The following is a 23,416-nucleotide window of genomic DNA, read 5'->3' as shown; positions in this document are numbered from 1 at the left end:
CCCGGGTGGGCGAAACCAGAAGCACCAACAAAACTCGGCAATCAGCTGGGCTCAAATCTTCTAGCAACACTTAAAGAGCGGTGGGCTGAAGCCCACCCTACGCCCACCCCACCCTGCAAGGTGCTCGCCGGCGAGGAGTACATAAAAGCGTCATCCATCCTACCCAGTTACCACCCTTGTGCTGGCGTGAGCGGTTTTCGCCGGGCATGAAAAAGGCCGCTTCACGGAGCGGCCTCTTGTCATCGCCTGTCGGGTCAGTCGACCAGGGCCAGGGTGCCCTTCATCATCGAGACGTGGCCGGGGAACGAGCAGAAGAACTCGTAGCTCTCGCCAGCAGCCAGCTTGGATACGTCGATGGTGGTGCTCGCGGTCTCGCCGCCACCGATCAGCTTGGTATGGGCGATGATGCGGGCGTCGTCAGCCTTGATGTAGTCCTTGTCGACACCGGCGGTCATGCCTTCGGTGGCGATGGCCTGGGCATCAGCGGTCTTGCTCAGGACCCAGTTGTGGCCCATCACGTTCTTCGGCAGCTTGCCGACGTGCTTGAGGTTCACGGTGAAGGTCTTGCAGCTTTTGCTGACCTTGATTTCCTTCGTGTTGAAGGTCATCTGATCAGTGCCTTCCACGTCCACCGAACATTCAGCAGCCAGCAGAGGTGCACTGGCCAGGGCCAGCACGGATGCAACGACGAGCTTGCGAATCATTGGAGTCTCCTTGGCAGGTAGGGCCGGATCAGCCCAGATGGGAGACTGCCTGAGTCGGCGCCGAGTTCCCATAACCTGCGTCAACAAACCGCAGGAATTCCATGCCCGGCGCAAGGTCTATCACGGCCATCGAGACAATCTAAGAGCGCCGGTTCCAGGCGGCGCGGAAAATGGCCGCACCCCAACCGAGGAGCGCCACCATGAACTTCCTGCAAAGCCTGCTCGCCGCCTACGCCGCCGGTGCCAGTGGCAACTGCGACGACTGATCGCCCCACCGCGCCCACTACCGTTCGGAAGCTGCGTCCACGCGCCGCTTCCGGGACGCCGCCCGAGCCGCTAATCTTGCCGACTTTTTTCGGGAGTCGACCATGACCTTGCGCTCCGTGTGCGTATTCTGCGGTGCCAGCCCCGGCGCCAACCCCATCTACCAACGTGCCGCCAGCGACCTCGGTCGTACCCTGGCCGAGCGCGGCCTGACCCTGGTCTATGGCGGCGGTGCCGTCGGCCTGATGGGCACCGTGGCCGATGCCGCCCTGGCAGCCGGTGGCGAGGTGATCGGCATCATCCCGCAGAGCCTCAAGGAAGCCGAGATCGGCCACACGGGCCTGACCCGTCTGGAAGTGGTGGACGGCATGCACGCGCGCAAGGCCCGCATGGCCGAGCTGGCCGACGCCTTCATCGCCCTGCCCGGCGGCCTCGGCACCCTGGAAGAACTCTTCGAGATCTGGACCTGGGGCCAGCTCGGCTACCACAGCAAGCCCCTGGGCCTGCTGGAAGTGAACAGCTTCTACGGCAAGCTCACCGAGTTCCTCGACCACCTGGTGGAAGAGCGCTTCGTGCGCGACCAGCACCGCGGCATGCTGCAGGTCGGCGGCACCCCGGAAAGCCTGCTGGAACGCCTGGAAGCCTGGCGCCCCACCGTGGCGCCGAAGTGGGTCGACCGCAAAACCCACTGACCCCTCTGGACAGCCTGGACGGCCTTGCCCCAGCATGCCGCCTGGGCTGACCCGGCCCGCCGAACGGACGTGGCCCGCCCCATGAAGAAGCTCTTCATCGCCCTGCTTGTGGGCCTTGCGCTCTATGGCGTGCAACAGCGCCATCCCGGCCTGCTCCAGGGCCTCACCGGCGCGCCCGCCACCACCGCATCCAGCACCAGCGCCCAGCTGCGCCAGGCCTATGAGGATCGCCGCAGCGACCTGCAGGTCGAAGGCCGCGCCGTGGTCACCCGCGTGCTGCGCGACGACCTCAAGGGCAGCCGCCACCAACGCTTCCTGATGCGCACCGACGACGGCCTGAGCCTGCTGGTGGCGCACAACATCGACCTGGCGCCACGGGTCGAGGGCCTGCGCGAGGGCGACGAGATCGAGTTCGCCGGCGAATACGAATGGAACGACAAGGGCGGGGTGATCCACTGGACCCACCACGACCCGCGCGGCCGCCACCCGGGTGGCTGGCTGAAGCACAACGGCAGGACCTATCAATAGGGAGCGGGTGATGAGCGAGGACGAGGCACGCATCAAGGTCTATTACAACAGCGCCTGCCCGGTGTGCCGGGCGGGTATCGACGGGCAGAAGGACAAGACCACCGCCTGCCAGGTGGAATGGGCCGACGTGCACGCCGACAACCAGGCGGTGGAGGAAATAGGCGAGGAGCTGGAGTACGTCCGCGAGCGCCTGCACCTGGTGGACGAGCAGGGCGTGAAGCGCATGGGCGTGGACGCCTTCATCGTGCTCTGGCGCCACTCCCCCAGGGAGCGCTGGAAGGCCCGCCTGCTGTCCCTGCCGCTGATCCACGGGCTGGCGCAACTGGGCTACAAGGCCTTCGCCCGCCTGCTCTATCTCTGGAACCGCTCGAAGCGGCATTGGTGAACATGAAGCACCTCGAACACCTCGAACACCTCGAACAGATCGACGACAGCGACCGCCAGCGCCTGGTGGAGGTCTGGGAGGCCGCCGTGCGCGCCACCCACCACTTTCTCGTCGAAGACGACATCCAGTTCTTCAAGCCCCTGGTGCGCGACGCCTACCTGGACTCGGTGAAGCTGGCCTGCAGCCGCGACGCCGACGGGCGCATCCAGGGCTTCATCGGCACCGCCGGGGGCACGGTGGAGATGCTCTTCGTCGACCCGGCGCAGCACGGCAAGGGCATCGGCCGCACCCTGCTGCTCCACGCCATCGACCACGAAAGTGCGACGACGGTGGACGTGAACGAACAGAACCCGCAGGCGGTTGGCTTCTACCTGCGCATGGGCTTCGAAGTGGCCAGCCGCTCGGCGCTGGACGGCTCGGGCAAGCCGTTTCCCATCCTGCATCTGCGTTTGAAAGGGTCGTAGCGTCGGGAGCAGCAGCGTTCCGTAGGTTGGCGCCGAGCGCAGCGAGGCCCAACGGTGCAGAGTTCAGGTCCGCCAGGCGCTCCCGGGCTGAAGCCCGGGCTACGCTGCTGCGTTCGTCGCGAACGGAGCCCGGCGGGAGCACCGCTGGTGGATGAAAAGAGCGTCATCCACCCTACAAAAACGAGACTCCATGCCGAGCACTTCACTCGCCCGGCCTAGCCCTGCTGCACGATCACCGTCTGCGCCGGCATGGGCGCGGGGAAGTCGGCGCCGAGGGCGTCCTTGATGGTGCGGTTGGTGTCGAAGTACACCTGCCAGTAGTGATCGTTGTGGCAGTAGGGGCGCACCGCCAGCACCGGGCCCACCAGGTTGAATTCGAGGATTTCCACCTCCACCGGCGGCTCGGCCAGCACGTTGGGGATGGCCGCCACCCGCGCCTTGAGCAGGGCCACGGCCGCCGCGTGGTCCGCCGCGCCGGAGAGCTGCGCCTTGAGGTCGACGCGGCGGTAGGCGTTGTGGGTGAAGTTCTGGATGTTGTCGGTGAAGATCTTGTTGTTGCCCACCAGGGTCATCACGTTGTCCGGCGTGTTGATGGCGGTGGCGAACAGGCCGATCTCCTTCACCGTGCCGGTGACACCGCCGGCACTGATGAAGTCGCCCACCTTGAACGGCCGCAGCACGATGATGAAACCGCCCGCCGCCAGGTTGGCCAGCAGCCCCGACCAGGCCATGCCGATGGCCAGGCCGACCGCCGCGATCAGTGCCGCCAGGCTGGTGGTCTGCACGCCGAAGTAGCCGAGGATGCCCACCACCAGCAGCACGTTCAGGGTCACGGTGATGAACGAGCCGACGTAGCGCAGCACCGTGGGGTCGACCCGCTGGCGCTCCAGGGACTTCTGCACCAGGCCCACCGCGAAGCCGATCAGCCAGCGCCCCAGCACCCAGAAGAGGATGGCGACGATGATCTTCACGCCGAAGCTGGTGGCGTATTGCATGACGGTGCTCATGAAGGCGCTGACCTTCTCGGTCCCGACCGTCACTATCGTTGTTTCGTCCATGGCGAGCGCTCCGTGGCAGGTGGCTCGTTTGACGCTAGCAACGCCCGGCCCAAGCGCAACGGCAGACACGCAAAATACCCCGCCCCCGGTACCGCCAGCGGGGCGGGTGTTTCAGCGTTGAGACAGACGTGGGCGCCGGAGCGCCCCTAGGGTTTGTAAAAAAGTCGTCGAGCGCAGGCACTCCTTGCGGAGCCTAGATGGCCATTTCCCACAGCGGCATCACCGTCACCCGCACTTCCGGGTCATGACTGCCGCCGCCGAGGATCACCCCGCGCAAGGGGGATACATCGGAGAAGTCGCGGCCCCAGCCCAGGGTGACGTGCTCGAGATCGGGGAGGATGTTGTTGGTGGGGTCGAAATCCACCCAGCCGTTGCGCGGGCAGTACACCGACACCCAGGCGTGGGAGGCGTCGGCGCCGATCAGCCGGGGCTGGCCGGGGGGCGGCTGGGTCAGCAGGTAGCCGCTGACGTAGCGGGCGGCCAGGCCCTTGGAGCGCAGGCAGGCGAGCATCAGGTGGGCGAAGTCCTGGCACACGCCGCGGCGGCGTTCCAGCACTTCGGTCAGCGGGGTCGCCACCTGAGTGGCCTCGGCGTCGAAGTCGAAGCCGGTGAAGATCTTCTCCATCAGCGCGGCAGCGCAGAGCAGCAGCGGCCGGCCCAGGGGGAAGCAGTCCTCGGCGAAGTCGGCGAACTGGCGCTTGATGCGCACATAGGGCGACTCCACCCGGTAGCGACAGGCCTCCAGCACCTCGGCACCCAGGGGGCGCCCGGTGAAGGCCTGGCCGGCCAGGGCCAGTTCCCAGGGGGGCGAGCTGTCCAGGGCGTGGGGGCCACGGGGCAGCACTTCCACCAGCAACCGCGCGTTGACCTGCAGTTCGTCATGGGGCCGCTCGAAGGCCAGGCGGCACAGGGGATTGCCGAACACGTCCAGCCCGTCGCTGCGGGAAGACGGCGCCGGGTTGATCTCCAGGTCCTGCCCGCTGCACAGCTGCCAGGGGCACTCGCGGGGCCACAGGTGCACCAGTTGCTGGGCCAGCGACACCGGCGCGGCATAGCGGTAGTGGGTGTCGTGGAACACCTGGTAGCGCGCGCCCTGCGGGGCGAGGGAGACGGCTCGGGGTTGCATCACGCGGACACCGTTTGCTGGCTGACGTCGTCGACATGGGCAAAATAGCGCAAAGCGAGACGATCCGAGACCTGGCCGACCATCTGGCCGATGTCGCCGAGCAGTTGCGCCAGCCCTTCCAGCACCTCGTCGAGGCTGTCGCTGCCGAACAAGGGGTTTTCCAGGGTGCCCAGGTCGAAGGCCAGCAGGCGCCCGATCAGGCCGCTGAGCACCAGCTCCTGGGGTGCGCCGAATTCCTCGTGCAGGCGGCCCAGGGAACGCTCCAGGGCCTGCAGCTGGAAGCGCAGGGCGTGGGGGTTCTGCTCGTGCAGCAGGAGCAGGTCGAGCACCGGGATCAGCTGCGGCGAGGCCAGGTAGCGCGAACGGTAGGTGATGGTGCTGTTGCCCAGCTCCAGCAGCCACTCCAGGGCGCCCGGGTCCCAGGCGACACCGCCGCGCAGGAAGCCGGCGATGCTGTCGGCGAAGAAGCGCACGCGCTCGATGCGCCGGCCGATCATCAGGAAACGCCAGCCGTCGTCACGGGTCATGTCGTCGAGGGCGAAGCCGGAGAGCGCGGCCAGGGACATCAGCAGGCGGCCGAGAAAATCCAGGGAGTCGCCCAGGTCCATGCGCGCCGGGTCGAGGCCCTGCACCTCCTGCTGCAGCTCCAGCACCGCGTGCCAGTTCTCCCGCGACAGGCGCCCGCGCACCTGGGCCGCGGCCCAGTGCAGGCGGCGCAGGTTGCTGCGCAGGCTGAAGGGCCACTCGTCATCGAGCAGGGCGTTGAGCAGGCGCCGGTCCAGGGGCTCGTCACCGGCCGGCAGCTGGCCCAGGACCTCGGCCAGCTCCAGGGCGGCCTGCCGGGCCTGCTCGTCACCATCGGCATCGACATAGCGCGACAGCACCACGCGCAGCAGCCGCGCGGCATCGTCGCAGCGCTCGGTGTAGCGACCGAACCAGAACAGGTTTTCCACCACCCGCGACGGCAGGTAGGGGTCCTGGCGGATCAGGTCGCGCACGCCAAGGGTGCGCGGCCGCAGGGGTTCACCGGTCACCGGGCGATCGGCCAGCACCCAGGTGTCCTTGCTGGCACCGCCGCGCTGCATGGAGACCACTTCGGCATTGGCCTCGGAGGCGACCCGGGTCAGCCCGCCGGGCATCACCCAGTAGCCGCCATCGGCGGTGGCCACGGCGAACACGCGCATGCCGATGGCCCGAGAATGCAAGGCACCACGCTCGCCCTCGGCCTGCCACACCGGCGCCTGGGAGAGCTGCGCCTGGCGCTGGGCGACGTAGGCGTGAGGGCGCGCCTGCAGGCGTTTGCGCAGGGCGTCCCGGGCGTGGGGCGGCAGGTTGTGGCCGAACACCGGCTCGAAGCTCTGCGAGGGGAAGGCCGGCTTGATCACCAGGTGGTCCAGGCCGTCGAGGGTTTCCTGCAGCACACCGGGGGTGCCGCACCAGCGGGTGCCGACGGTGGGCAGCAGCAGCTCTTCGCCGAACAGGCGGCGGTTGGCGGCGGGCAGGAAGCCCAGCAGGCCGGGGGACTCCAGCACGCCGCTGCCCAGGGCGTTGGCCACCAGCACGCGGCCACGGCGCACGGCATCCAGCAGGCCGGGCACGCCGAGGGTGGAGTCGGTGCGCAGCTCCAGGGGGTCGCAGAAGTCGTCGTCCAGGCGCCGCAGCACGGCGTGCACGCGCTTCAGGCCGCCCAGGGTCTTGAGGTAGAGGGTGGCGTCGCGCACCGTCAGGTCGTGGCCCTCCACCAGCGGGAAACCCAGCTGGCGCGCCAGGTAGAGGTGCTCGAAGTAGGTTTCGTTGAAGCGCCCGGGGGTGAGCAGCACCACCAGGGGTGTTTCGCCGTCGCTGGGGGCCTGGCGGATCAGGGTTTCCTGCAGGGCACGGAAATAGCCGGCCAGGTATTGCACGCGCAGGTCGCGGTAGAGCTCCGGGAAAGCACGGGAGACGATCTGCCGGTTCTCCAGCACATAGCCGGCACCGGAAGGCGCCTGGGTGCGGTCGGCCAGCACGTGCCAGTGGCCATCGGCGTCGCGCGCCAGGTCCACCGCGTAGCTGTGCAGGTAGGTGCCACCGATGGCCTGCAGGCCCTGGCAGGGCCAGAGGAAGCTGGTGTGGCCGAACACCAGCTCACTGGGCAGCAGGCCTTCGGCGATGAGCTTCTGCTCGCCATAGACATCTGCCAGCACGGCGTTGAGCAGGCGTGCGCGCTGGGCCACGCCATGGGCGATGGGCTGCCACTCCTCGGCGGAGAGCAGATTGGGCAGCAGGTCCAGCTCCCAGGGGCGGTCGGTGCCCTTGGGGTCGGCGTAGACGTTGTAGGTGACGCCGTTTTCCTGGATCTGCCGCGCCAGCAGCTCCTGGCGCTGGCGCAGCTGGGCGGCGCTGCTGCGCTGCAGCTGGCGGTACAGGCGCTGCCAGTGCGGGCGCACGTCGCCGTTGGCGTCGAGCAGCTCGTGGTAGGCCGTGGCGGTCAGGGGGTAGTGGGCAAGCAGGTCGGACATCTGGTACTCGCGAATGGATGCGCCCGTTCTCAACTGTAATCCAAGGTACCGCCGACAGCCGGCCGAATGCCAGCTGCGGCGGCGCCCAGCTTAATGGCGGCGCAGGTCCAGGGTCATGGGCAGCTCGTCGTTCCGTTGCGGCGGCTCCACCTGGAGCGTGCCGGGGCTGTGGCCGAGGCGGAAGAAGCGCGCCAGGCGGCGGCTTTCCGCTTCATAGGCGTTGACCGGGAAGCTGTCGTAGTTGCGCCCGCCGGGGTGGGCGACGTGGTACTGGCAGCCGCCGAGGGAGCGCTGCATCCAGGTGTCCACCAGGTCGAACACCAGGGGCGCGTGCACGCCGATGGTGGGCTGCAGGCAGGAGGCCGGCTGCCAGGCGCGGTAGCGCACGCCGCCGATGAATTCGCCGACCCGGCCGGTGGGCTGCAGGGGTACCGGCTCGCCATTGCAGGTGAGCACGTAGCGGTCCGGCGCCAGGCCGGAGAGCTTGAGCTGCACCCGCTCCAGAGACGAATCCACGTAGCGCACGGTGCCACCGGCGGCGCCCTCCTCGCCCAGCACGTGCCAGGGTTCCAGGGCCTGGCGGAGCTCCAGGTCGATGCCCTTGACCATGAAGTCGCCGTACTTGGGGAAGCGGAATTCGAAGTGCGGCGCGAACCACTCGCCGCGCACCGGGTAGCCGGCCTGGTTGAGCTCGTGCACAACGTCGTCGAAATCCTGCTGGACGAAGTGCGGGAGGAGGAAGCGGTCGTGCAGTTCGGTGCCCCAGCGCGCCAGTTTCGGCGGTGCGTAGGGTTCCTCCCAGAAACGCGCCACCAGGCCGCGCAGCAGCAGTTGCTGGGCCAGGCTCATGCGCGCGTGGGGCGGCATCTCGAAGGCGCGCAGCTCCAGCAGGCCGAGGCGGCCGGAGGCGCTGTCGGGCGAGTAGAGCTTGTCGATGCAGAACTCGGCACGGTGGGTGTTGCCGCTGACGTCCACCAGCAGGTTGCGCAGCAGGCGGTCCACCAGCCAGGGCGGGCATTCGGCGCCCGGCTCGGGCATCTGCGCGAAAGCCACTTCCAGTTCGTAGAGGGCGTCGTTGCGCGCCTCGTCCACCCGCGGTGCCTGGGAGGTGGGGCCGATGAACAGGCCGGAGAACAGATAGGACAGCGAGGGGTGGTTGTGCCAGTAGCTGATCAGGCTGCGCAACAGGTCGGGCCGGCGCAGGAAGGGCGAGTCGCCCGGGGTGGCGCCACCGAGGACGAAGTGGTTGCCGCCGCCGGTGCCGACGTGGCGGCCGTCCACCATGAACTTCTCGCTGGCCAGGCGCGTCTGCCGCGCGGCCTCGTAGAGGAATTCGGTTCGCTCCACCAGTTCGTCCCAGTTGCCGGACGGGTGGATGTTCACTTCGATCACACCCGGGTCGGGGGTGACGCGGAAGTTGTTCAGGCGCGGGTCGCCGGGGGGCTCGTAGCCTTCCAGCAGCACCGGGCATTCCAGCTCGCGAGCGGTGGCTTCGATGGCGGCCACCAGCTCCAGCCAGTTGTCGAGCTCCGCCAGGGGCGGCATGAACAGGTACAGGCGGCCGTCGCGGGGTTCGGCGCACAGGGCGGTGCGGGTGACATCAGCCGCCGACTGATACAGCTCCGGGGCACGCGCGGGCTCGCCCTTGCTCGGGGCAGCACGGCGCTGCTGGGTGCGGATCTCGGCGGCACGGCGCAGCGGCGGGAAGGCCTGGCCGGGGTCGGCGGCGTGGATATAGGGGTAGTCGGCCTCGCTGACCCAGGGTTGCGAGTCCAGCGGCAGGCGGTAGCCCATGGCCGAGTCGCCGGGGAGCAGGCGGCAGTGTTCGTCGCGCAGGAACCAGGACCCGGTCTGCCAGCCGTCGCCTTCGCTGTTGCGGCCCAGGGGCAGCACCTGGCCGACGATTTCGCCAAGCCCCTGCTCGAAGACCTTGCGCAGGCGTTCGCGCTCCAGCGGGTCGGCCAGGCGCGGGTCTTCCGGGGTGACGTTGGTCGGCAGCCGGCGCTCGCGCCAGAGGTAGTAGTACCAGTCTTCGTAGGCCGGGAAGATGCCGTCGTCGGCCAGCCCCAGGCGCTCGGCCAGTTGGGCGAGGAAGCGCCCGGCCAGCTCGGCGCTGGCGTCGTAGCTGCGGGTTTCGTCGGCGAACAGCGCCGGGTCGTTCCAGATCGGCTCGCCGTCACGGCGCCAGAAGCAGTTCAGCGACCAGCGCGGCAGTTGCTCGCCGGGGTACCACTTGCCCTGGCCGAAGTGCACCAGGCCATTGGGGGCGTATTGCCCGCGCAGGCGGTGGAACAGCTCGGCGGCCAGGCGTCGCTTGTTGGGGCCGAGGGCGGCGGTGTTCCACTCTGGGTCATCGGGGTGGTCGATGGAGACGAAGGTGGGTTCGCCCCCCATGGTCAGGCGCACATCACGGGCCTGCAGGTCACGGTCGATGCGCCGGCCGAGGTCGAGGATGGCGTCCCACTGTTCGTCGCTGTAGGGCCGGGTGACCCGGGGCGCTTCCCAGACGCGCTCGATGCGCATCTCGTGGCTGAACTCGCACTCGCACTCCTCCACCGCACCGCTGATGGGCGCAGCCGATGAGGGCTCGGGGCTGCAGGCCAGCGGCACGTGGCCTTCGCCGGCGAACAGGCCGGACGTGGGGTCGAGGCCGATCCAGCCGGCACCGGGCAGGTAGACCTCGCACCAGGCGTGCAGGTCGGTGAAGTCCACTTCGGTGCCGCTGGGGCCGTCGAGGGATTTCTGGTCGGCGGTGAGTTGGATCAGGTAGCCGGAAACGAAGCGTGCGGCCAGGCCGATGTGGCGCAGCAGCTGCACCAGCAGCCAGGCGGAATCACGGCAGGAGCCGGAGCCCAGCTCCAGGCTCTGCTCGGGCGTCTGCACGCCGGGTTCCATGCGGATGAGGTAGCGGATGTCGCGGGAGACGCGCTGGTTGAGCGCCACCAGGAAGTCGACGCTGGCACGCGGCGTGAGGTCGACGGCGGCGAGGTACCTGGCGAACAGCGGCGTGGCCGGCTGGCGGCTGAGGTAGGGCGCCAGCTCGCGTTGCTCGTCGGCGGTGTAGGCGAAGGGCGCCTGCTCGGCATAGGGCTCGAGGAAGAAGTCGAAGGGGTTGAACACCGCCATCTCGACCACCAGGTCCACCTCGACCTTGAGTTCGCGGGTCTTCTCCGGGAACACCAGGCGCGCCAGGTAGTTGCCTTGCGGGTCCTGCTGCCAGTTGATGAAGTGCTTGCCCGGTTCGACCTTCAGCGAATAGCCGAGGACGCGCGTGCGGCTGTGGGGCGCCGGGCGCAGGCGGACGATCTGCGGGCCGAGGGCGACCTCGCGGTCGTAGCGATAGTGGGTGACGTGGTGCAGTGCGACGTGGATCGACACGGCGTGCCTCCTGCGAGCCTGAGCGATGGCCTTGCTGCGCAAGTCTCATGCCAGCGCGCAAGGTGCTGTTTTGTCGATGGGTGCGCCCCGCGCCGGCACTGGAACGGGGCTCGGGCCGCACTGCTTCGAACGGCGCGCACGAAAATGGTTCGTGTCGCGTGCCGACGGCCTTCGGATCAGCGACTGAGCATAGACAGGGAAGATGACGGGGATGGTGCCCTGTGGGAGCGAATTCATTCGCGATCAGCGCCGTGCACGCCCATCGCGGTTGAAACCGCTCCCACAGAAGCCCCGGCGCCCCAAACCACCTGCCGCTAGCTGCGGCAGGCACCGGGCAGGCCGGCGATCCAGCGTTCCAGCAGGTCGAGGCCTTCGCGGTGGACGGCGGAGCGACCGAGCTCGGGCATCATCACGCTGGGGTCGGTGCTTTCGACGCGGTAGGTGAGGACCGACTCCTCGGGCTTGCCCGGGTGGATGTCCACCAGACGGTCGCCGGAGCCCTTGCCGGCGGCCACGGGCTGCTTGCACAGGCCGTAGTTGATGCCCATCTGCGCGGCGGCGTCGAGGAACAGGCCGGAGGTGCGCGCCGGGCCCTTGGGGTTGTGGCAGTGGCCGCAGTTGGCGTCGAGGTAGCTGCGCGCCTGCAGCTCCAGGCTTTCACCGTCACGGGGTTGGCCGAACAGGGCGTTGCGCGGGATGCCGGCCACCTCGGGCAGGCCCATGAGGAAGCCGCGCTTCTGCCAATGGGCGAGCTGGTTGTCGAGGCCATCGGCGTAGGCCAGTTCCTTGTTCAGGTGCCGCGCCTTGGGGCCGAGGGGGCGCACGCCTTCGCCATGGCGCTCTTCATGGCAGCCGGCGCACTGGTTGGCGTCGGGCACCTGGTAGTCGACGGCGAGGCGCTGGCCCTTCTCGTCCAGCAGCTCCAGGTCGAAGCTGGCACCGGCCCATTCCAGGGTGGCCTCCTTCTGCGCTTCGTCCCAGACATAGGGCAGCGCCATCCAGCCGTCCTTCTGCCGCAGCAGGATGCGCGTTTCCACCAGGCGCACACGGTCCAGGGCCAGGCCTTCGCGGGGGTCGCGGTCGTCCTGGCCGTTCTTCAGCAGGCGGCCCTGTTCGTCGCGGGGGTAGTAGAAGGTCTTGGTCAGCACGGTGCCGACGGGGTAGTCGAAGTGGTCTTCGCCGTATTGCGCCGCCTGCCCTTCGGGCATCCACAGGGTGCGCATCTTGTGGGCGTAGTCGGTGAACAGCGGGGTGTTGAGGTCATAGGGCAGCACGGCGGCCGCCGGCTGCAGGTGGCCGTCGGCCAGGCGCAGCATGCCCCATTCGCTGAGTTTCTCGGGGTAGGCGTCACCTTCGGGCATGAACCGCGGCTCCGGCTGCCGGCCGCAAGCGGCCAGCAGCAGGAGGGCGATCAACAGCAGGCCTCGCTTCATGCGCCGGGCGCCTCCTTGGCCGAGCCGAGGACGATTTCCGGCAGCGCCGGCAACTTGCAGCGGTGGTCGGTCATGTCGGTGGTGATGTTCTTGTAGCCGTTGGGGCCGTCGACGTTGATCAGCGTGGCTTCGCCATTGTCGACGCAGATGCCCTGGTCCGCCGGGAGCTTGCCGTCCACCAGCTTGGCGGGGTTGACGTAGCCATCCCAGAGGATGTCGGGCAGGCGCCCGCTGAGGCCGAACTTGGCCACCTTGAGGGCCTTGAGCTCGAGGTTGTCGGGGCTGTCGCCGCCTGGGCCGAAGCGGTTGCCGTGGATGGCGATGCGCTCGGGGTAGGGGTCGAAGTTCTCCGAGGTGGAGAGGTTGGTGTAGCCGGTGCTGAAGTAGCTGCTGACGATGATGTTGGCGGTGCGGTGGCCGCTGATGTCGTTGTCGAAGATTTCCACATCGTCGTTGGAGTTGATCACCACGCCGGAGCCGGCCGGCACGCTGGCCACCGGGGTGCCCTTGTGGCCGAAGTTGTCGTGGCCGTTGTCCTTGACCTGGTTGCGGTAGACGCGGGTGCCGTGCCCCGGTTGCTGCAGGTTGGGCATGTTGAACACGAGGATGCCGCCGGTGTTGCCGGTGGCGAGGTTGTCGTAGACGTCGGCGCCGATGGTGTTTTCGATCTCGATGCCGGCGACGTTGCGTTCGGCGCGGCTGTTGCGCACCACGACGTTGCGCGACTGGCCGACGTAGATGCCGGCGTCGGAGGCGCCGATGGCCACGGCGCCTTCGATCAGGGTGTTTTCGGTCTGCACCGGGTAGATGCCGTAGGCACCGTTCTCGGTGGCCGGGCCGTTGGTCCATTCGGTGCGCACGTTGCGGATGACGATGTTCTTGCCGCCCACCACCTTGAGCGCGTCGCCCTTGGTGTCTTCGAGGGCGAGGTCTTCGATGGTGAAGTCGGAGGCGTCCACCAGCAGCCCTTCGGCACCGGCCTTCTGGCCCTTGAAGTTGAGGATGGTCTTGTCCATCCCGGCGCCCTTGATGGTGACGCCGCTGGCCTTGAGGCTGAGGCTGCGGTCGAGCTGGTAGGTGCCGGCGGGTATTTCGATGACGGTGCCCGGCTTGGCCTTGATCAGCTTGGCCTGCAGTTCTTTCTGGAAATCCACGTGGGTGGTGGGCGTCTTGTCCTGCTCGCCGCAGCCGGCCAGCAGCACCGACAGTGCGAGAAGGGAAAGGGAGGCGATACGCATGGCGGGCTCCGTCGTTGTTTTTATGAGATTGGAACTATAGTGCCAAAAACATTTTGTAACTAGTCCCTTCAGCGAAGCCCATTTCGAATAGAACTGCAGGCGACCGAAGTCGTTCCCACAGGCCTTGGACAGTGACCGGAAATGAAAACGCCAGCTCGAGGCTGGCGTTTTCGCGGGGCAGGTCGATCAGCGCGGTACGGCGGGGCGCTTGCCGGGCTTCTTGCCGCCCTTGCCGGCGCCGCCCTTCTCCGCCTGGCGACGGGCCTGGGCTGCGGCCTTGGCTTCCTCGCGCTTGTCCCAGGGCTTGCTGCCATCGCTGGCGCGGGGCGGCAGGCCGGTGTGCTGGGTGAGCATGGCCTTGCCGACCTTCTTGCTGCCGGCCGGGGTGGAGTTCTTGCGGCGGGCGCTCTGGTAGCTGTCGGTATCCGGCTGGTGGGTAGGAATCAGCTGGTGCTTGCCGTTGCCGATCAGGTCGGCGCGGCCCATGCGCTCCAGCGCGGCACGCAGCATCGGCCAGCCCTTGGGATCGTGGTAGCGCAGGAAGGCCTTGTGCAGGCGGCGCTGCTCCTCGCTCTTGACGATGGTCACGCCGTCGCTCTTGTAGGTGACCTTGCGCAGGGGGTTCTTGCCAGAGTGGTACATGGCGGTGGCGCTGGCCATGGGCGAGGGGTAGAAGGCCTGCACCTGGTCGGCGCGGAAACCATTGCCCTTGAGCCACAAGGCGAGGTTCATCATGTCTTCGTCGGTGGTGCCCGGGTGCGCGGCGATGAAGTAGGGGATCAGGTACTGCTCTTTCCCGGCCTCCTTGGAGTACTTCTCGAACATGCGCTTGAAGCGGTCATAGCTGCCGATGCCCGGCTTCATCATCTGGTTGAGCGGGCCTTCCTCGGTGTGTTCCGGGGCGATCTTCAGGTAGCCACCGACGTGGTGGGTGACCAGCTCCTTGACGTATTCCGGCGACTCGACGGCGAGGTCGTAGCGCAGGCCCGAGGCGATGAGGATCTTCTTCACCCCCGGCAACGCGCGGGCGCTGCGGTACAGCTGGATCAGCGAGGAGTGATCGGTGTTCAGGTTCGGGCAGATGCCGGGGAACACGCAGGACGGCTTGCGGCACGCGGATTCGATTTCCGGGCTCTTGCAGGCGATGCGGTACATGTTGGCGGTGGGGCCGCCGAGGTCGGAAATGACGCCGGTGAAGCCGGGCACCTTGTCACGGATCTCTTCGATCTCGCGGATGATCGACTCTTCCGAACGGTTCTGGATGATGCGGCCTTCGTGCTCGGTGATGGAGCAGAAAGTGCAGCCGCCGAAGCAGCCACGCATGATGTTCACCGAGAAGCGGATCATCTCGTAGGCGGGGATCTTTTCCTTGCCATAGGCCGGGTGCGGCACCCGGGCGTAGGGCATGCCGAACACGTAGTCCATTTCCTCGGTGGTCATGGGGATGGGCGGCGGGTTGAACCACACGTCCGTCTCGCCATGGCGCTGCACCAGCGCACGGGCGTTGCCCGGGTTGGTTTCCAGGTGCAGCACGCGGTTGGCGTGGGCGTAGAGCACCGGGTCGTTGCGCACCTTCTCGAAGGACGGCAGGCGGATCACGGTCTTTTCGCGGGTCATGCGCGGGCTGGCCAGCAGCTGCACGACCTTGGGTTCGTTCGGGTCTTCGACCGGGGCCTTTTCCTGCTCGATGGCGCAGGCTTCGGTGTCCCGGGTGTTGACGTAGGGGTTGATGATCTTGTCGACCTTGCCCGGGCGATCGATGCGCGTGGAGTCGACCTCGTACCAGCCCTCGGGCGTATCGCGGCGGATGAACGCGGTGCCGCGGATGTCGGTGATCGAGTCGATCTTCTCGCCGTAGGCCATGCGCTGGGCGATCTCCACCACGGCGCGCTCGGCGTTGCCGTAGAGCAGGATGTCGGCGCAGGCGTCGATCAGGATCGAGTGGCGGACCTTGTCCTGCCAGTAGTCGTAGTGCGCGATGCGGCGCAGCGAGGCCTCGATGCCACCGAGCACGATGGGCACGTGGGTGTAGGCCTCCTTGCAGCGCTGGCTGTACACCAGGCTGGCGCGATCCGGGCGCTTGCCCGCCAGGCCGCCGGGGGTGTAGGCGTCGTCGGAGCGGATCTTCTTGTCGGCGGTGTAGCGGTTGATCATCGAGTCCATGTTGCCGGCGGCGACGCCGAAGAACAGGTTGGGCTCGCCGAGCTTCATGAAGTCGTCTTTCGAGCGCCAGTCGGGCTGGGCGATGATGCCGACGCGGAAGCCCTGGGCCTCCAGCAGGCGGCCGATGATCGCCATGCCGAACGAAGGATGATCGACGTAGGCATCACCGGTGACGATGATGATGTCGCAGGAATCCCAGCCAAGTTGGTCCATCTCCGCCCGGCTCATTGGCAGGAAAGGTGCAGGACCGAAACACTCGGCCCAGTACTTCTGATAGTCGAACAGCGGCTTGGCGGCTTGCATGGCAGGGACCGTCGGATCTCAGGTGAAAAAGCGGGCGCGAAATATAGCACAAAAAATGAACAAATCCGACTTCCCCGCTGGGTTTTACACAGCCTTTTGCGCCAGGCGACATATAGCTGTCATCACTCTGATACCTAATGGCTATACTCCTGCCGATAACAATACCGCCCGCCCCTCCAGAGGTTACGGGCACAAGGAGCGTGCGGTGCTTCGCCTAATCCATCTGACAGTGTTTCTGCTGGGCATATTCGGCCTTTGCGGCCAGACCAGTGCTGCCCCTTTCCTGTTGCAGGCCGATAGCAGTGGCACGCCCCTGAATACCCATATAGAGCTGCTGGAAGACCCCAGCGGCAGCCTGGGTATCGCCGACATGGCCGACCCGGCCGTGCAATCGCGCTTCGTTCCGGCGAACGGCCGCGCCTCCGTGGGGCAGAGCCGCAGCGCCTGGTGGGTGAAGGTGCAACTGGCCCGCGCTGCCGATTCACCCGCCCAATGGTGGCTGGAGAACTCCGGCATCACCGTGTTCCGCGTGCGCCTCTACCTGCCCGACGGCCAGGGCGGCTGGACCGAGCGCGAGACCAGCGAGAGCGTGCCCTTCGCCGAGGGCCGTGATTTCGACTACCGGCGCATGGTGTTCCGCCTGCCGGATCTCGGCGCGGAGCCCCTGACCTTCTACTTCCGCAGCTACGACCCGGCCGGCAACTCCTTTCCGCTCAAGGCCTGGCAACTGGATGACCTGCAGGACCTGCGCGCCACCGAGGACATGGGCTTCGGCCTGATCTACGGGGTGATCCTGGCGCTGTTCCTCTACAACCTGTTCATCCTCGTGGCCCTGCGCGACAAGGCCTACCTCTGGTACGTGCTGGCCACCGGCTGCGCGCTGGTGTTCATCCTCAGCATGACCGGCCATGGCTTCCAGTATTTCTGGGGCGGCTCGCCGGTGCCCTTCTGGCTCGATCGCATCAGCCTGCCCTCGCTCTGGGGCATCTTCGTCATGCGCTTCACCCAGGAGCTGCTGTACACCCGACGAGGCCTGGTCTGGGCCGACCGCGCCTTCAACGTCAGCTGCGTGCTCTACGCCATCGCCATCCTCATCAACGCCTTCGGCTACCGCGCCGAAGGTGCCCTGCTGATCGCCATCACGCCCATCGTCACCGTGCCCACCGCGCTGGTGAGCGCCGGTGTGCGCTGGTACCAGGGCTTCATCCCGGCGCGCTTCTACCTGGTCGGCTACGGCACCGTGCTGGTCAGCACCGCGGTGCTGGTGATGCGCGCGGCGGGGATCATCCAGCCCACCAACTTCACCGCCTACATGTTCCCCATCGCCGTGGCGGCGGAGTCGATTCTGTTTTCCTTCGCCCTCGCCTACCGCATCCAGATGCTCAAGCAGGAGAAGGCTGCCGCGCTGGAACAGGTGGACCGCGAGAAGACCGCGCGCCTGGCGCAGATGCAGGCCAGCGCCGACGAGCTGCAAGCCGCCGTGGCCAACCGCACCGCCGAGCTGGCAGCCGCCAACCAGCGCCTGTGCGAGCGCGAGCAGGAGCTGGAGCACGCGGCCTTCCATGACGCCCTGACCGACCTGCCCAACCGCCGCTACCTGATCGAGCGCGCCGAGACCGCCCTGGCCAACGCCGGCCGTCGCGGCGAGACGGTGGCGCTGATGCTGATCGACCTGGATCACTTCAAACCGATCAACGACAAGTACGGCCACGACGCCGGTGACGCGATGCTGCGCACCATCGCCCAGCGCCTGCGCGAGCATGTGCGCGGCGGCGACAGCGTGGCGCGGCTGGGCGGCGACGAGTTCGCGGTGCTGATCTGCGGGCCGGATTCCGAGCCCCATGCCCGGGAGATCGCCGAGCGGCTGCTGGCCGAACTGGCGGAGCCGGTGCTCTACGGCACCCAGCGCCTGACGGTGACCATCAGCATTGGCGTCGCGCTCTACCCGCAACACGCACGGCAGTTCGCCGGCCTCTACAAGACCGCCGACCAGGCGATGTACAAGGTCAAGGAAAAGGGCCGCTCGGGCTTCGCGATCTTCGGCGCCGACGGCGAGCTGTCCAGCGAGGCACGCCTGGAGCTGGACGTGCTCAAGGTGCCGAGCGGGCTGGTCTGAGCCTTAGCTCAGGTAGCGCCGCGGCACCCGCGCGGTGACCTTGGTGAGCAACTCGTAGCCGATGGTGCCGCAGGCAGCCGCCAGCTCGTCCACCGGCAACTGCTTGCCCCACAGCTCCACGGCATCGCCTTCGGCGGCTTCCGGCAGGTCGCTGAGGTCCACCGCGAGCATGTCCATCGACACCCTCCCCGCCAGGGGCACGCGCTGGCCACGAATCACCACCGGCGTGCCGCTGGGTGCATTGCGCGGGTAACCGTCGGCATAACCGCAGCTGACGATGCCGATGCGCGAAGGGCGCTCGGCGACCCAGGTGGCGCCATAGCCGACACTTTCCCCCACCGCGACATCACGCACGGCGATCAACTCGGCGGTCAGGCTCATGGCCGGCTTGAGCCCCAGCTCGCGCGCGGTGAGGTCGGCGAAGGGCGTGGCGCCGTAGAGCATGATGCCGGGGCGTACCCAGTCCATGTGCGCGGCGGGAATGGTGAGGATGGCGGCGGAGTTGGCCAGGCTGCGCTGGTCGAAATCCAGGTCCAGCAGGCCGAGGAAGCATTCCACCTGCTGCTCGGTGAGTTCGTGGCCGCGCTCGTCGGCGCAGGCGAAGTGGCTGATCAGGTTGAGTTCGGCGACCTTGCCGGCGCCACGCAGGAGCCCGTGCCACTCGCGCAGGGCCTCGGCGTCGAAACCGAGGCGGTGCATGCCGGAATCCAGCTTCAGCCAGACATTCAGCGGGCGGCTGGTCTCGGCAGCGAGCAGGGCCTCGGCCTGGCGCTCGCCCTGCACCACCACATCCAGCCCGAGCTGGGCGGCGATCAGGTACTCGCGGGGCTCGAAGCAGCCTTCCAGCAACAGGATGCGCGCGCGGTCGTCCATGGCGCGGACTTCCGCCGCCTCTTCCAGGCAGGCCACTGCGTAGCCATCGGCGACGTCGTGCAGCACGCTGACCACTTCACGCACGCCATGCCCATAGGCATTGGCCTTGACCACCGCAAACACCTGGCGCTCCGGCGCACAGCGCTTGGCGACGGCATGGTTGTGGCGGATGGCGGAAAGGTCGACAGCGGCGATCAGCGGGCGCATGGGCATGGCTCAGGAACGAAAACGGGTGCCCATGATAACTGCAAGGAGCGGTGGTTCATTGATGTAGAGCGGCAAGCTGCAAGTTTCAAGCTGCAAGAAACCGCTCACTTGCAGCTTGTGGCTTGCCGCTTGCCGCTTGCCGCTTATAGCTTGCAGCTGCCCTTACTCATCTTCGAAGTTGTAACTGCCCGGCGCGAGGTTTTCGAAGCGCGAGTATTTGCCGAGGAAGGCCAGGCGCGCGGTGCCGAGGGGGCCGTTACGCTGCTTGCCGATGATGATCTCGGCCACGCCCTTGTATTCGGTCTCGGGGTGGTAGACCTCGTCGCGGTAGACGAAGAGGATGATGTCGGCGTCCTGCTCGATGGCCCCGGATTCGCGAAGGTCGGAGTTGATCGGGCGTTTGTTCGGGCGCTGTTCCAGGCCGCGGTTGAGCTGCGACAGGGCGATGACCGGGCAGTTGAATTCCTTGGCCAGCCCCTTGAGCGAGCGGGAGATCTCGGAGATCTCGTTCACTCGGCTGTCACCACTGGAGCCGGGGATCTGCATCAGCTGCAGGTAGTCGACCATGATCAGGCCGATCTCGCCGTGTTCGCGGGCCAGGCGACGGGTGCGCGCGCGCATCTCCGACGGCGAGATGCCGGCGGTGTCGTCGATGAACAGCTTGCGGTCGTTGAGCAGGTTGACCGCGGAGGTGAGGCGCGGCCAGTCGTCGTCGTCCAGGCGGCCGGCGCGGACCTTGGTCTGGTCGATGCGCCCGAGGGACGCGAGCATACGGATGACGATGGATTCGGAGGGCATTTCCAGCGAGTAGACGAGGATCGACTTGTCGCTGCGCATCAGCGCGTTCTCCACCAGGTTCATGGCGAAGGTGGTCTTACCCATGGAGGGACGGCCGGCGACGATGATCATGTCGGCCGGCTGCAGGCCGCTGGTGAGGCTGTCCAGCTCGTCGAAGCCGGTGGACAGGCCGGTGATGGCATCGCCGTTGTTGAACAGCTCGTCGATGCGGTCGATGGCCTTGACCAGGATGTCGTTGATGCCCACCGGGCCGCCGGTCTTCGGCCGCGCCTCGGCGATCTGGAAGATCAGCCGCTCGGCTTCGTCGAGAATCTCTTCGCCCGTGCGCCCCTGCGGCGCGTAGGCGCTGTCGGCGATCTCGGTGCTGATGCCGATCAGCTGGCGCAGGGTGGCGCGCTCGCGAATGATCTGTGCATAAGCCTTGATGTTGGCCACCGAGGGGGTGTTCTTCGCCAGTTCGCCCAGATAGGCGAGGCCGCCGACCTGGGACAGCTGCCCTTCCTTGTCCAGCTGTTCGGACAGGGTCACCACGTCGAAGGGCGCGTTGCGCTCGGCGAGCTTGAAGATGGCGCGGAAGATCAGGCGGTGGTCATGGCGATAGAAGTCGCTATCGGAGACCTGGTCGAGTACCCGCTCCCATGCGTTGTTGTCGAGCATCAGGCCCCCCAGCACTGCCTGCTCGGCCTCGATGGAGTGCGGCGGCACCTTGAGGGCGGAGGTTTCCAGGTCGAACTGTTCGGGAAGGCTGATTTCGTTCATGGGCTCGGGAATGCATGCGGTAGAAAGACAACGGGCACGTCACCGCTCTCGCAATGACGTGCCCGATTGTTAGCGTGCTCGCACCTGAGTGCAAGCACGCTCCGCCTGGACGGCGCGAACGCCGACCAGGCGCGCTGACTTAGGCAGCGATGACGATCAGCTTGACGGTAGCTTCAACGTCGGTGTGCAGGTGCACAGCTACGTCGTACTCGCCAACCTGACGGATGGTGCCGTTCGGCAGACGAACTTCGGCTTTGGCAACCTCAACGCCGGAGGCGGTCAGGGCGTCAGCGATGTCGTGGGTACCGATGGAACCGAACAGCTTGCCTTCGTCACCGGCGGTGGCAGTGATGGTCACTTCCAGCTCAGCCAGTTGGGCAGCGCGAGTTTCAGCCGAAGCTTTCTTCTCGGCAGCCAGTTTTTCCAGCTCAGCGCGGCGAGCTTCGAACGCAGCAACGTTCTCGGCGGTAGCGCGGGTGGCCTTGCCTTGCGGCAGCAGGTAGTTACGACCGTAACCAGCCTTGACGTTCACCTTGTCGCCCAGGTTGCCCAGGTTGGCGATTTTTTCGAGCAGAATGATTTCCATTTGGGAATCCTCTTAACTATTAACCTTCACCGTTCGCGGGACCGGCGCCGTTCTTACGTGCCAGGCGTCCGCGAAAATCAAACAGGCTGTCGATCACAGCCAAAAGACAGATCAAGTTCCCGATCAGCAGCACGGCCAGGTACAGCACTATCAGCCAGCCACCCGACAGGCGCTTCAGGGCGATGAGCCCGTGCCCGAGGGCAGCACCTGCGAACAACAGCGGCACGCTGCACAGCGGCCCAAGCAACGCGGCTCGTGCATCCAGCGCCGGGATCAGAATGCATCCCAGCAGCAGGGCCACGGCAACCGCGGGCCTCAGGCGCAGACTCCGGAATTCGCGACCGAAGCCGCCCGGGTTGTACAACGCCGCTTGCCAATAGCGCGCCAGCACCAGGCAGAGGAGGCAGGTGGCCTGCAGCGAAGACGCCATGACCCCGGTAAGGGTCGGCACCATCGCGGCCTGCAACCTGTCGAGTTCCTCACCCGACAGCTGGGCATCGCCGCGGACCTGGGCCAGCACCTTGGTGACCTCGGTCGCCAGCACCCCGATCATCTCAGAGTAGGCGTTGCCGAGCACCAGTGCGAACACCAGGCCCAATGCCACGCTGCCAATCAGCACATGGCTCCAGGACTCGCTGACACGCAGAATCTGCGCCAGCACCAGGGTCCCGAGCAGGGCCAGAAGGATGCTCGGATCACCCAGGTACCACCAGCACGCAGCCGGCAGTACCGCCCAGGCCAGGATGCCGAAGGCATCACTGAAGCCCCGCCGCAGCAGCACCAGGCTACCTGCGGAGGCACTCAGCCAGAACAACAACGGAACCAGTGCAGCGCCAGCCACGGCCAGCGTTGCCTGCATACGGCCTCGCATGGTGAATTCAGCCAGTGCGCGCATGCGATCTATCCTTTGAAGCGTCGACTACCCGGTCTCAACGGCCGTGGCTGTCGGTGTAGGGCAGCAGGGCCAGGTAGCGGGCGCGCTTGATAGCGGTAGCCAGCTGACGCTGATACTTGGCTTTGGTACCGGTGATACGGCTAGGAACGATCTTGCCGGTTTCGGAGATGTACGCCTTCAGGGTGTTGAGATCCTTGAAGTCGATCTCTTTCACGCCTTCAGCGGTGAAACGGCAGAACTTACGACGACGGAAGAAACGTGCCATGAACTTGGCTCCTCAATAGATCCGTGGATTACTCGTCAGCGTTGTCGCTGTCGTTGTCGCTGTCATCGCCATCGGTGGCGGAGTCAGTTTCAACGCGCTCACGGCGCTCGCGGCGCTCGTTGCGGTTTTCCTCGGCCTTGAGCATCTCGGACTGACCGGTAACGGCTTCGTCGCGACGGATGACCAGGTTACGCAGGACGGCATCGTTGTAGCGGAAGTTGTCTTCCAGCTCGGCCAGGGCCTTGCCGCTGCACTCGACGTTCAGCATCACGTAGTGAGCCTTGTGAACGTTGTTGATTGCATAGGCCAGTTGACGACGGCCCCAATCTTCCAGGCGATGAATCTTGCCACCGTCTTCTTCGATCAGCTTGGTATAGCGCTCGACCATGCCGCCAACCTGCTCGCTCTGGTCCGGGTGAACCAGGAAGATGATTTCGTAATGACGCATAAATGCTCCTTACGGGTTGTAGCCTGCCAACTATGTGGTCAGGCAAGGAGTGAATGTTTCGTTTTGGCTTGCCGGCGAGGAAGGCGCGCGAGCGCCCGCCGGTGCGGCAAGGGGCGCCATTCTAGAGAAGCGCCCGGGGGCGCGCAAGAAAAACTGGTGAATATTTGAACAGCGCCGGGGGCGCTGCAAGCTGCAAGCTGCAAGCTGCAAGCTGCAAGCTGCAAGCTGCAAGCTG

Annotated in this window: 19 protein-coding genes; 5 read left to right on the top strand and 14 right to left on the bottom strand. The window is 66.7% G+C overall.

Annotated features, from left to right (window positions below):
- Positions 1-254 precede the first annotated feature (254 nt).
- The gene (gene azu, locus OEJ36_RS30105; protein WP_263404619.1) at positions 255-704 is read right to left on the bottom strand and encodes an azurin; all 450 of its coding nucleotides are present in this window, start codon (positions 702-704) and stop codon (positions 255-257) included.
- 368 nt (positions 705-1,072) lie between these two features.
- On the opposite strand from azu, the gene OEJ36_RS30100 reads away from it, so the two are divergent.
- The 4 genes from OEJ36_RS30100 to OEJ36_RS30085 all read left to right on the top strand — a co-directional run bounded on the left by OEJ36_RS30100 (position 1,073) and on the right by OEJ36_RS30085 (position 3,037).
- Positions 1,073-1,660 carry a TIGR00730 family Rossman fold protein gene (locus OEJ36_RS30100; protein WP_021221633.1) on the top strand — a complete coding sequence of 196 codons (588 nt, stop codon included), beginning with the start codon at positions 1,073-1,075 and terminating at the stop codon, positions 1,658-1,660.
- Positions 1,661-1,741: 81 nt separating this feature from the next.
- Entirely contained in the window at positions 1,742-2,188 is a 447-nt protein-coding gene (locus OEJ36_RS30095; protein ID WP_184490519.1) for a DUF3465 domain-containing protein, read from the top strand.
- Positions 2,189-2,198: 10 nt separating this feature from the next.
- The gene (locus tag OEJ36_RS30090) at positions 2,199-2,573 is read left to right on the top strand and encodes a thiol-disulfide oxidoreductase DCC family protein (protein WP_263404618.1); all 375 of its coding nucleotides are present in this window, start codon (positions 2,199-2,201) and stop codon (positions 2,571-2,573) included.
- A gap of 2 nt (positions 2,574-2,575) precedes the next feature.
- Positions 2,576-3,037, top strand: coding sequence for an acetyltransferase (locus OEJ36_RS30085; protein WP_263404617.1), 462 nt, complete (start codon positions 2,576-2,578; stop codon positions 3,035-3,037).
- Positions 3,038-3,252: 215 nt separating this feature from the next.
- On the opposite strand, the gene OEJ36_RS30080 is transcribed toward OEJ36_RS30085, so the two are convergent.
- The 7 genes from OEJ36_RS30080 to OEJ36_RS30050 form a co-directional block, all read right to left on the bottom strand.
- Positions 3,253-4,095, bottom strand: coding sequence for a mechanosensitive ion channel family protein (locus OEJ36_RS30080; protein WP_043243570.1), 843 nt, complete (start codon positions 4,093-4,095; stop codon positions 3,253-3,255).
- Positions 4,096-4,288: 193 nt separating this feature from the next.
- Positions 4,289-5,221 carry a transglutaminase family protein gene (locus OEJ36_RS30075; RefSeq protein ID WP_263404616.1) on the bottom strand — a complete coding sequence of 311 codons (933 nt, stop codon included), beginning with the start codon at positions 5,219-5,221 and terminating at the stop codon, positions 4,289-4,291.
- A complete protein-coding gene (locus tag OEJ36_RS30070; protein ID WP_263404615.1) occupies positions 5,221-7,719 on the bottom strand; it encodes a circularly permuted type 2 ATP-grasp protein in 2,499 nt (832 codons plus the stop codon). Before OEJ36_RS30070 ends, OEJ36_RS30075 begins: the two co-directional genes overlap by 1 nt.
- A gap of 90 nt (positions 7,720-7,809) precedes the next feature.
- Complete coding sequence (locus OEJ36_RS30065) at positions 7,810-11,097, bottom strand: DUF2126 domain-containing protein (RefSeq protein WP_263404614.1); 3,288 nt, start codon at positions 11,095-11,097, stop codon at positions 7,810-7,812.
- Positions 11,098-11,411: 314 nt separating this feature from the next.
- The gene (locus OEJ36_RS30060; RefSeq protein WP_263404613.1) at positions 11,412-12,530 is read right to left on the bottom strand and encodes an SO2930 family diheme c-type cytochrome; all 1,119 of its coding nucleotides are present in this window, start codon (positions 12,528-12,530) and stop codon (positions 11,412-11,414) included.
- Positions 12,527-13,768, bottom strand: a complete 1,242-nt coding sequence (locus OEJ36_RS30055; protein WP_043243563.1) for a parallel beta-helix domain-containing protein — start codon at positions 13,766-13,768, stop codon at positions 12,527-12,529. Before OEJ36_RS30055 ends, OEJ36_RS30060 begins: the two co-directional genes overlap by 4 nt.
- Positions 13,769-13,954: 186 nt before the next feature.
- The gene (locus tag OEJ36_RS30050; RefSeq protein ID WP_263404612.1) at positions 13,955-16,234 is read right to left on the bottom strand and encodes a YgiQ family radical SAM protein; all 2,280 of its coding nucleotides are present in this window, start codon (positions 16,232-16,234) and stop codon (positions 13,955-13,957) included.
- A gap of 217 nt (positions 16,235-16,451) precedes the next feature.
- Between OEJ36_RS30050 and OEJ36_RS30045 the strand changes: the two genes are divergently transcribed.
- The gene (locus tag OEJ36_RS30045; RefSeq protein WP_411861071.1) at positions 16,452-18,350 is read left to right on the top strand and encodes a diguanylate cyclase domain-containing protein; all 1,899 of its coding nucleotides are present in this window, start codon (positions 16,452-16,454) and stop codon (positions 18,348-18,350) included.
- Positions 18,351-18,353: 3 nt separating this feature from the next.
- Here OEJ36_RS30045 and alr read toward each other — a convergent pair whose 3' ends face one another.
- From alr to rpsF, 6 genes are all read right to left on the bottom strand, one after another.
- A complete protein-coding gene (gene alr, locus OEJ36_RS30040; RefSeq protein ID WP_263404611.1) occupies positions 18,354-19,430 on the bottom strand; it encodes an alanine racemase in 1,077 nt (358 codons plus the stop codon).
- A gap of 162 nt (positions 19,431-19,592) precedes the next feature.
- The gene (gene dnaB / locus OEJ36_RS30035) at positions 19,593-20,987 is read right to left on the bottom strand and encodes a replicative DNA helicase (RefSeq protein ID WP_021217374.1); all 1,395 of its coding nucleotides are present in this window, start codon (positions 20,985-20,987) and stop codon (positions 19,593-19,595) included.
- A gap of 139 nt (positions 20,988-21,126) precedes the next feature.
- Positions 21,127-21,573 (bottom strand): 50S ribosomal protein L9, encoded by a 447-nt coding sequence (gene rplI / locus OEJ36_RS30030; RefSeq protein ID WP_021217373.1) that lies wholly within the window; start codon positions 21,571-21,573, stop codon positions 21,127-21,129.
- 19 nt (positions 21,574-21,592) lie between these two features.
- On the bottom strand, positions 21,593-22,468 hold the full coding sequence (locus tag OEJ36_RS30025) for a hypothetical protein (RefSeq protein WP_043242453.1): 876 nt from the start codon (positions 22,466-22,468) through the stop codon (positions 21,593-21,595).
- 34 nt (positions 22,469-22,502) lie between these two features.
- Entirely contained in the window at positions 22,503-22,733 is a 231-nt protein-coding gene (gene rpsR / locus OEJ36_RS30020; protein ID WP_003452992.1) for a 30S ribosomal protein S18, read from the bottom strand.
- Between the two features lie 28 nt (positions 22,734-22,761).
- Positions 22,762-23,181 carry a 30S ribosomal protein S6 gene (gene rpsF, locus OEJ36_RS30015; RefSeq protein ID WP_021217371.1) on the bottom strand — a complete coding sequence of 140 codons (420 nt, stop codon included), beginning with the start codon at positions 23,179-23,181 and terminating at the stop codon, positions 22,762-22,764.
- Positions 23,182-23,416: the final 235 nt, after the last annotated feature.

The sequence above is a fragment of the Pseudomonas sp. PDM13 genome (genome assembly GCF_025685765.1).
Taxonomy (GTDB): Bacteria; Pseudomonadota; Gammaproteobacteria; order Pseudomonadales; family Pseudomonadaceae; genus Metapseudomonas; species Metapseudomonas solani.
The sequence above is the reverse complement of the archived record's forward strand: the minus strand, read 5'-3'. Positions and strand labels throughout refer to the sequence as shown.

Bases quoted from the DNA above. Each gene is read 5' to 3' on its own strand.
- OEJ36_RS30050 (WP_263404612.1), bottom strand. From the start codon at position 16,234: ATGCAAGCCGCCAAGCCGCTGTTCGACTATCAGAAGTACTGGGCCGAG.
- OEJ36_RS30100 (WP_021221633.1), top strand. From the start codon at position 1,073: ATGACCTTGCGCTCCGTGTGCGTATTCTGCGGTGCCAGCCCCGGCGCC.
- OEJ36_RS30090 (WP_263404618.1), top strand. From the start codon at position 2,199: ATGAGCGAGGACGAGGCACGCATCAAGGTCTATTACAACAGCGCCTGC.
- OEJ36_RS30070 (WP_263404615.1), bottom strand. From the start codon at position 7,719: ATGTCCGACCTGCTTGCCCACTACCCCCTGACCGCCACGGCCTACCAC.
- OEJ36_RS30095 (WP_184490519.1), top strand. From the start codon at position 1,742: ATGAAGAAGCTCTTCATCGCCCTGCTTGTGGGCCTTGCGCTCTATGGC.
- alr (WP_263404611.1), bottom strand. From the start codon at position 19,430: ATGCGCCCGCTGATCGCCGCTGTCGACCTTTCCGCCATCCGCCACAAC.
- OEJ36_RS30075 (WP_263404616.1), bottom strand. From the start codon at position 5,221: ATGCAACCCCGAGCCGTCTCCCTCGCCCCGCAGGGCGCGCGCTACCAG.
- OEJ36_RS30025 (WP_043242453.1), bottom strand. From the start codon at position 22,468: ATGCGCGCACTGGCTGAATTCACCATGCGAGGCCGTATGCAGGCAACG.
- OEJ36_RS30085 (WP_263404617.1), top strand. From the start codon at position 2,576: ATGAAGCACCTCGAACACCTCGAACACCTCGAACAGATCGACGACAGC.
- rpsF (WP_021217371.1), bottom strand. From the start codon at position 23,181: ATGCGTCATTACGAAATCATCTTCCTGGTTCACCCGGACCAGAGCGAG.
- azu (WP_263404619.1), bottom strand. From the start codon at position 704: ATGATTCGCAAGCTCGTCGTTGCATCCGTGCTGGCCCTGGCCAGTGCA.
- OEJ36_RS30060 (WP_263404613.1), bottom strand. From the start codon at position 12,530: ATGAAGCGAGGCCTGCTGTTGATCGCCCTCCTGCTGCTGGCCGCTTGC.
- rpsR (WP_003452992.1), bottom strand. From the start codon at position 22,733: ATGGCACGTTTCTTCCGTCGTCGTAAGTTCTGCCGTTTCACCGCTGAA.
- dnaB (WP_021217374.1), bottom strand. From the start codon at position 20,987: ATGAACGAAATCAGCCTTCCCGAACAGTTCGACCTGGAAACCTCCGCC.
- OEJ36_RS30080 (WP_043243570.1), bottom strand. From the start codon at position 4,095: ATGGACGAAACAACGATAGTGACGGTCGGGACCGAGAAGGTCAGCGCC.
- OEJ36_RS30055 (WP_043243563.1), bottom strand. From the start codon at position 13,768: ATGCGTATCGCCTCCCTTTCCCTTCTCGCACTGTCGGTGCTGCTGGCC.
- rplI (WP_021217373.1), bottom strand. From the start codon at position 21,573: ATGGAAATCATTCTGCTCGAAAAAATCGCCAACCTGGGCAACCTGGGC.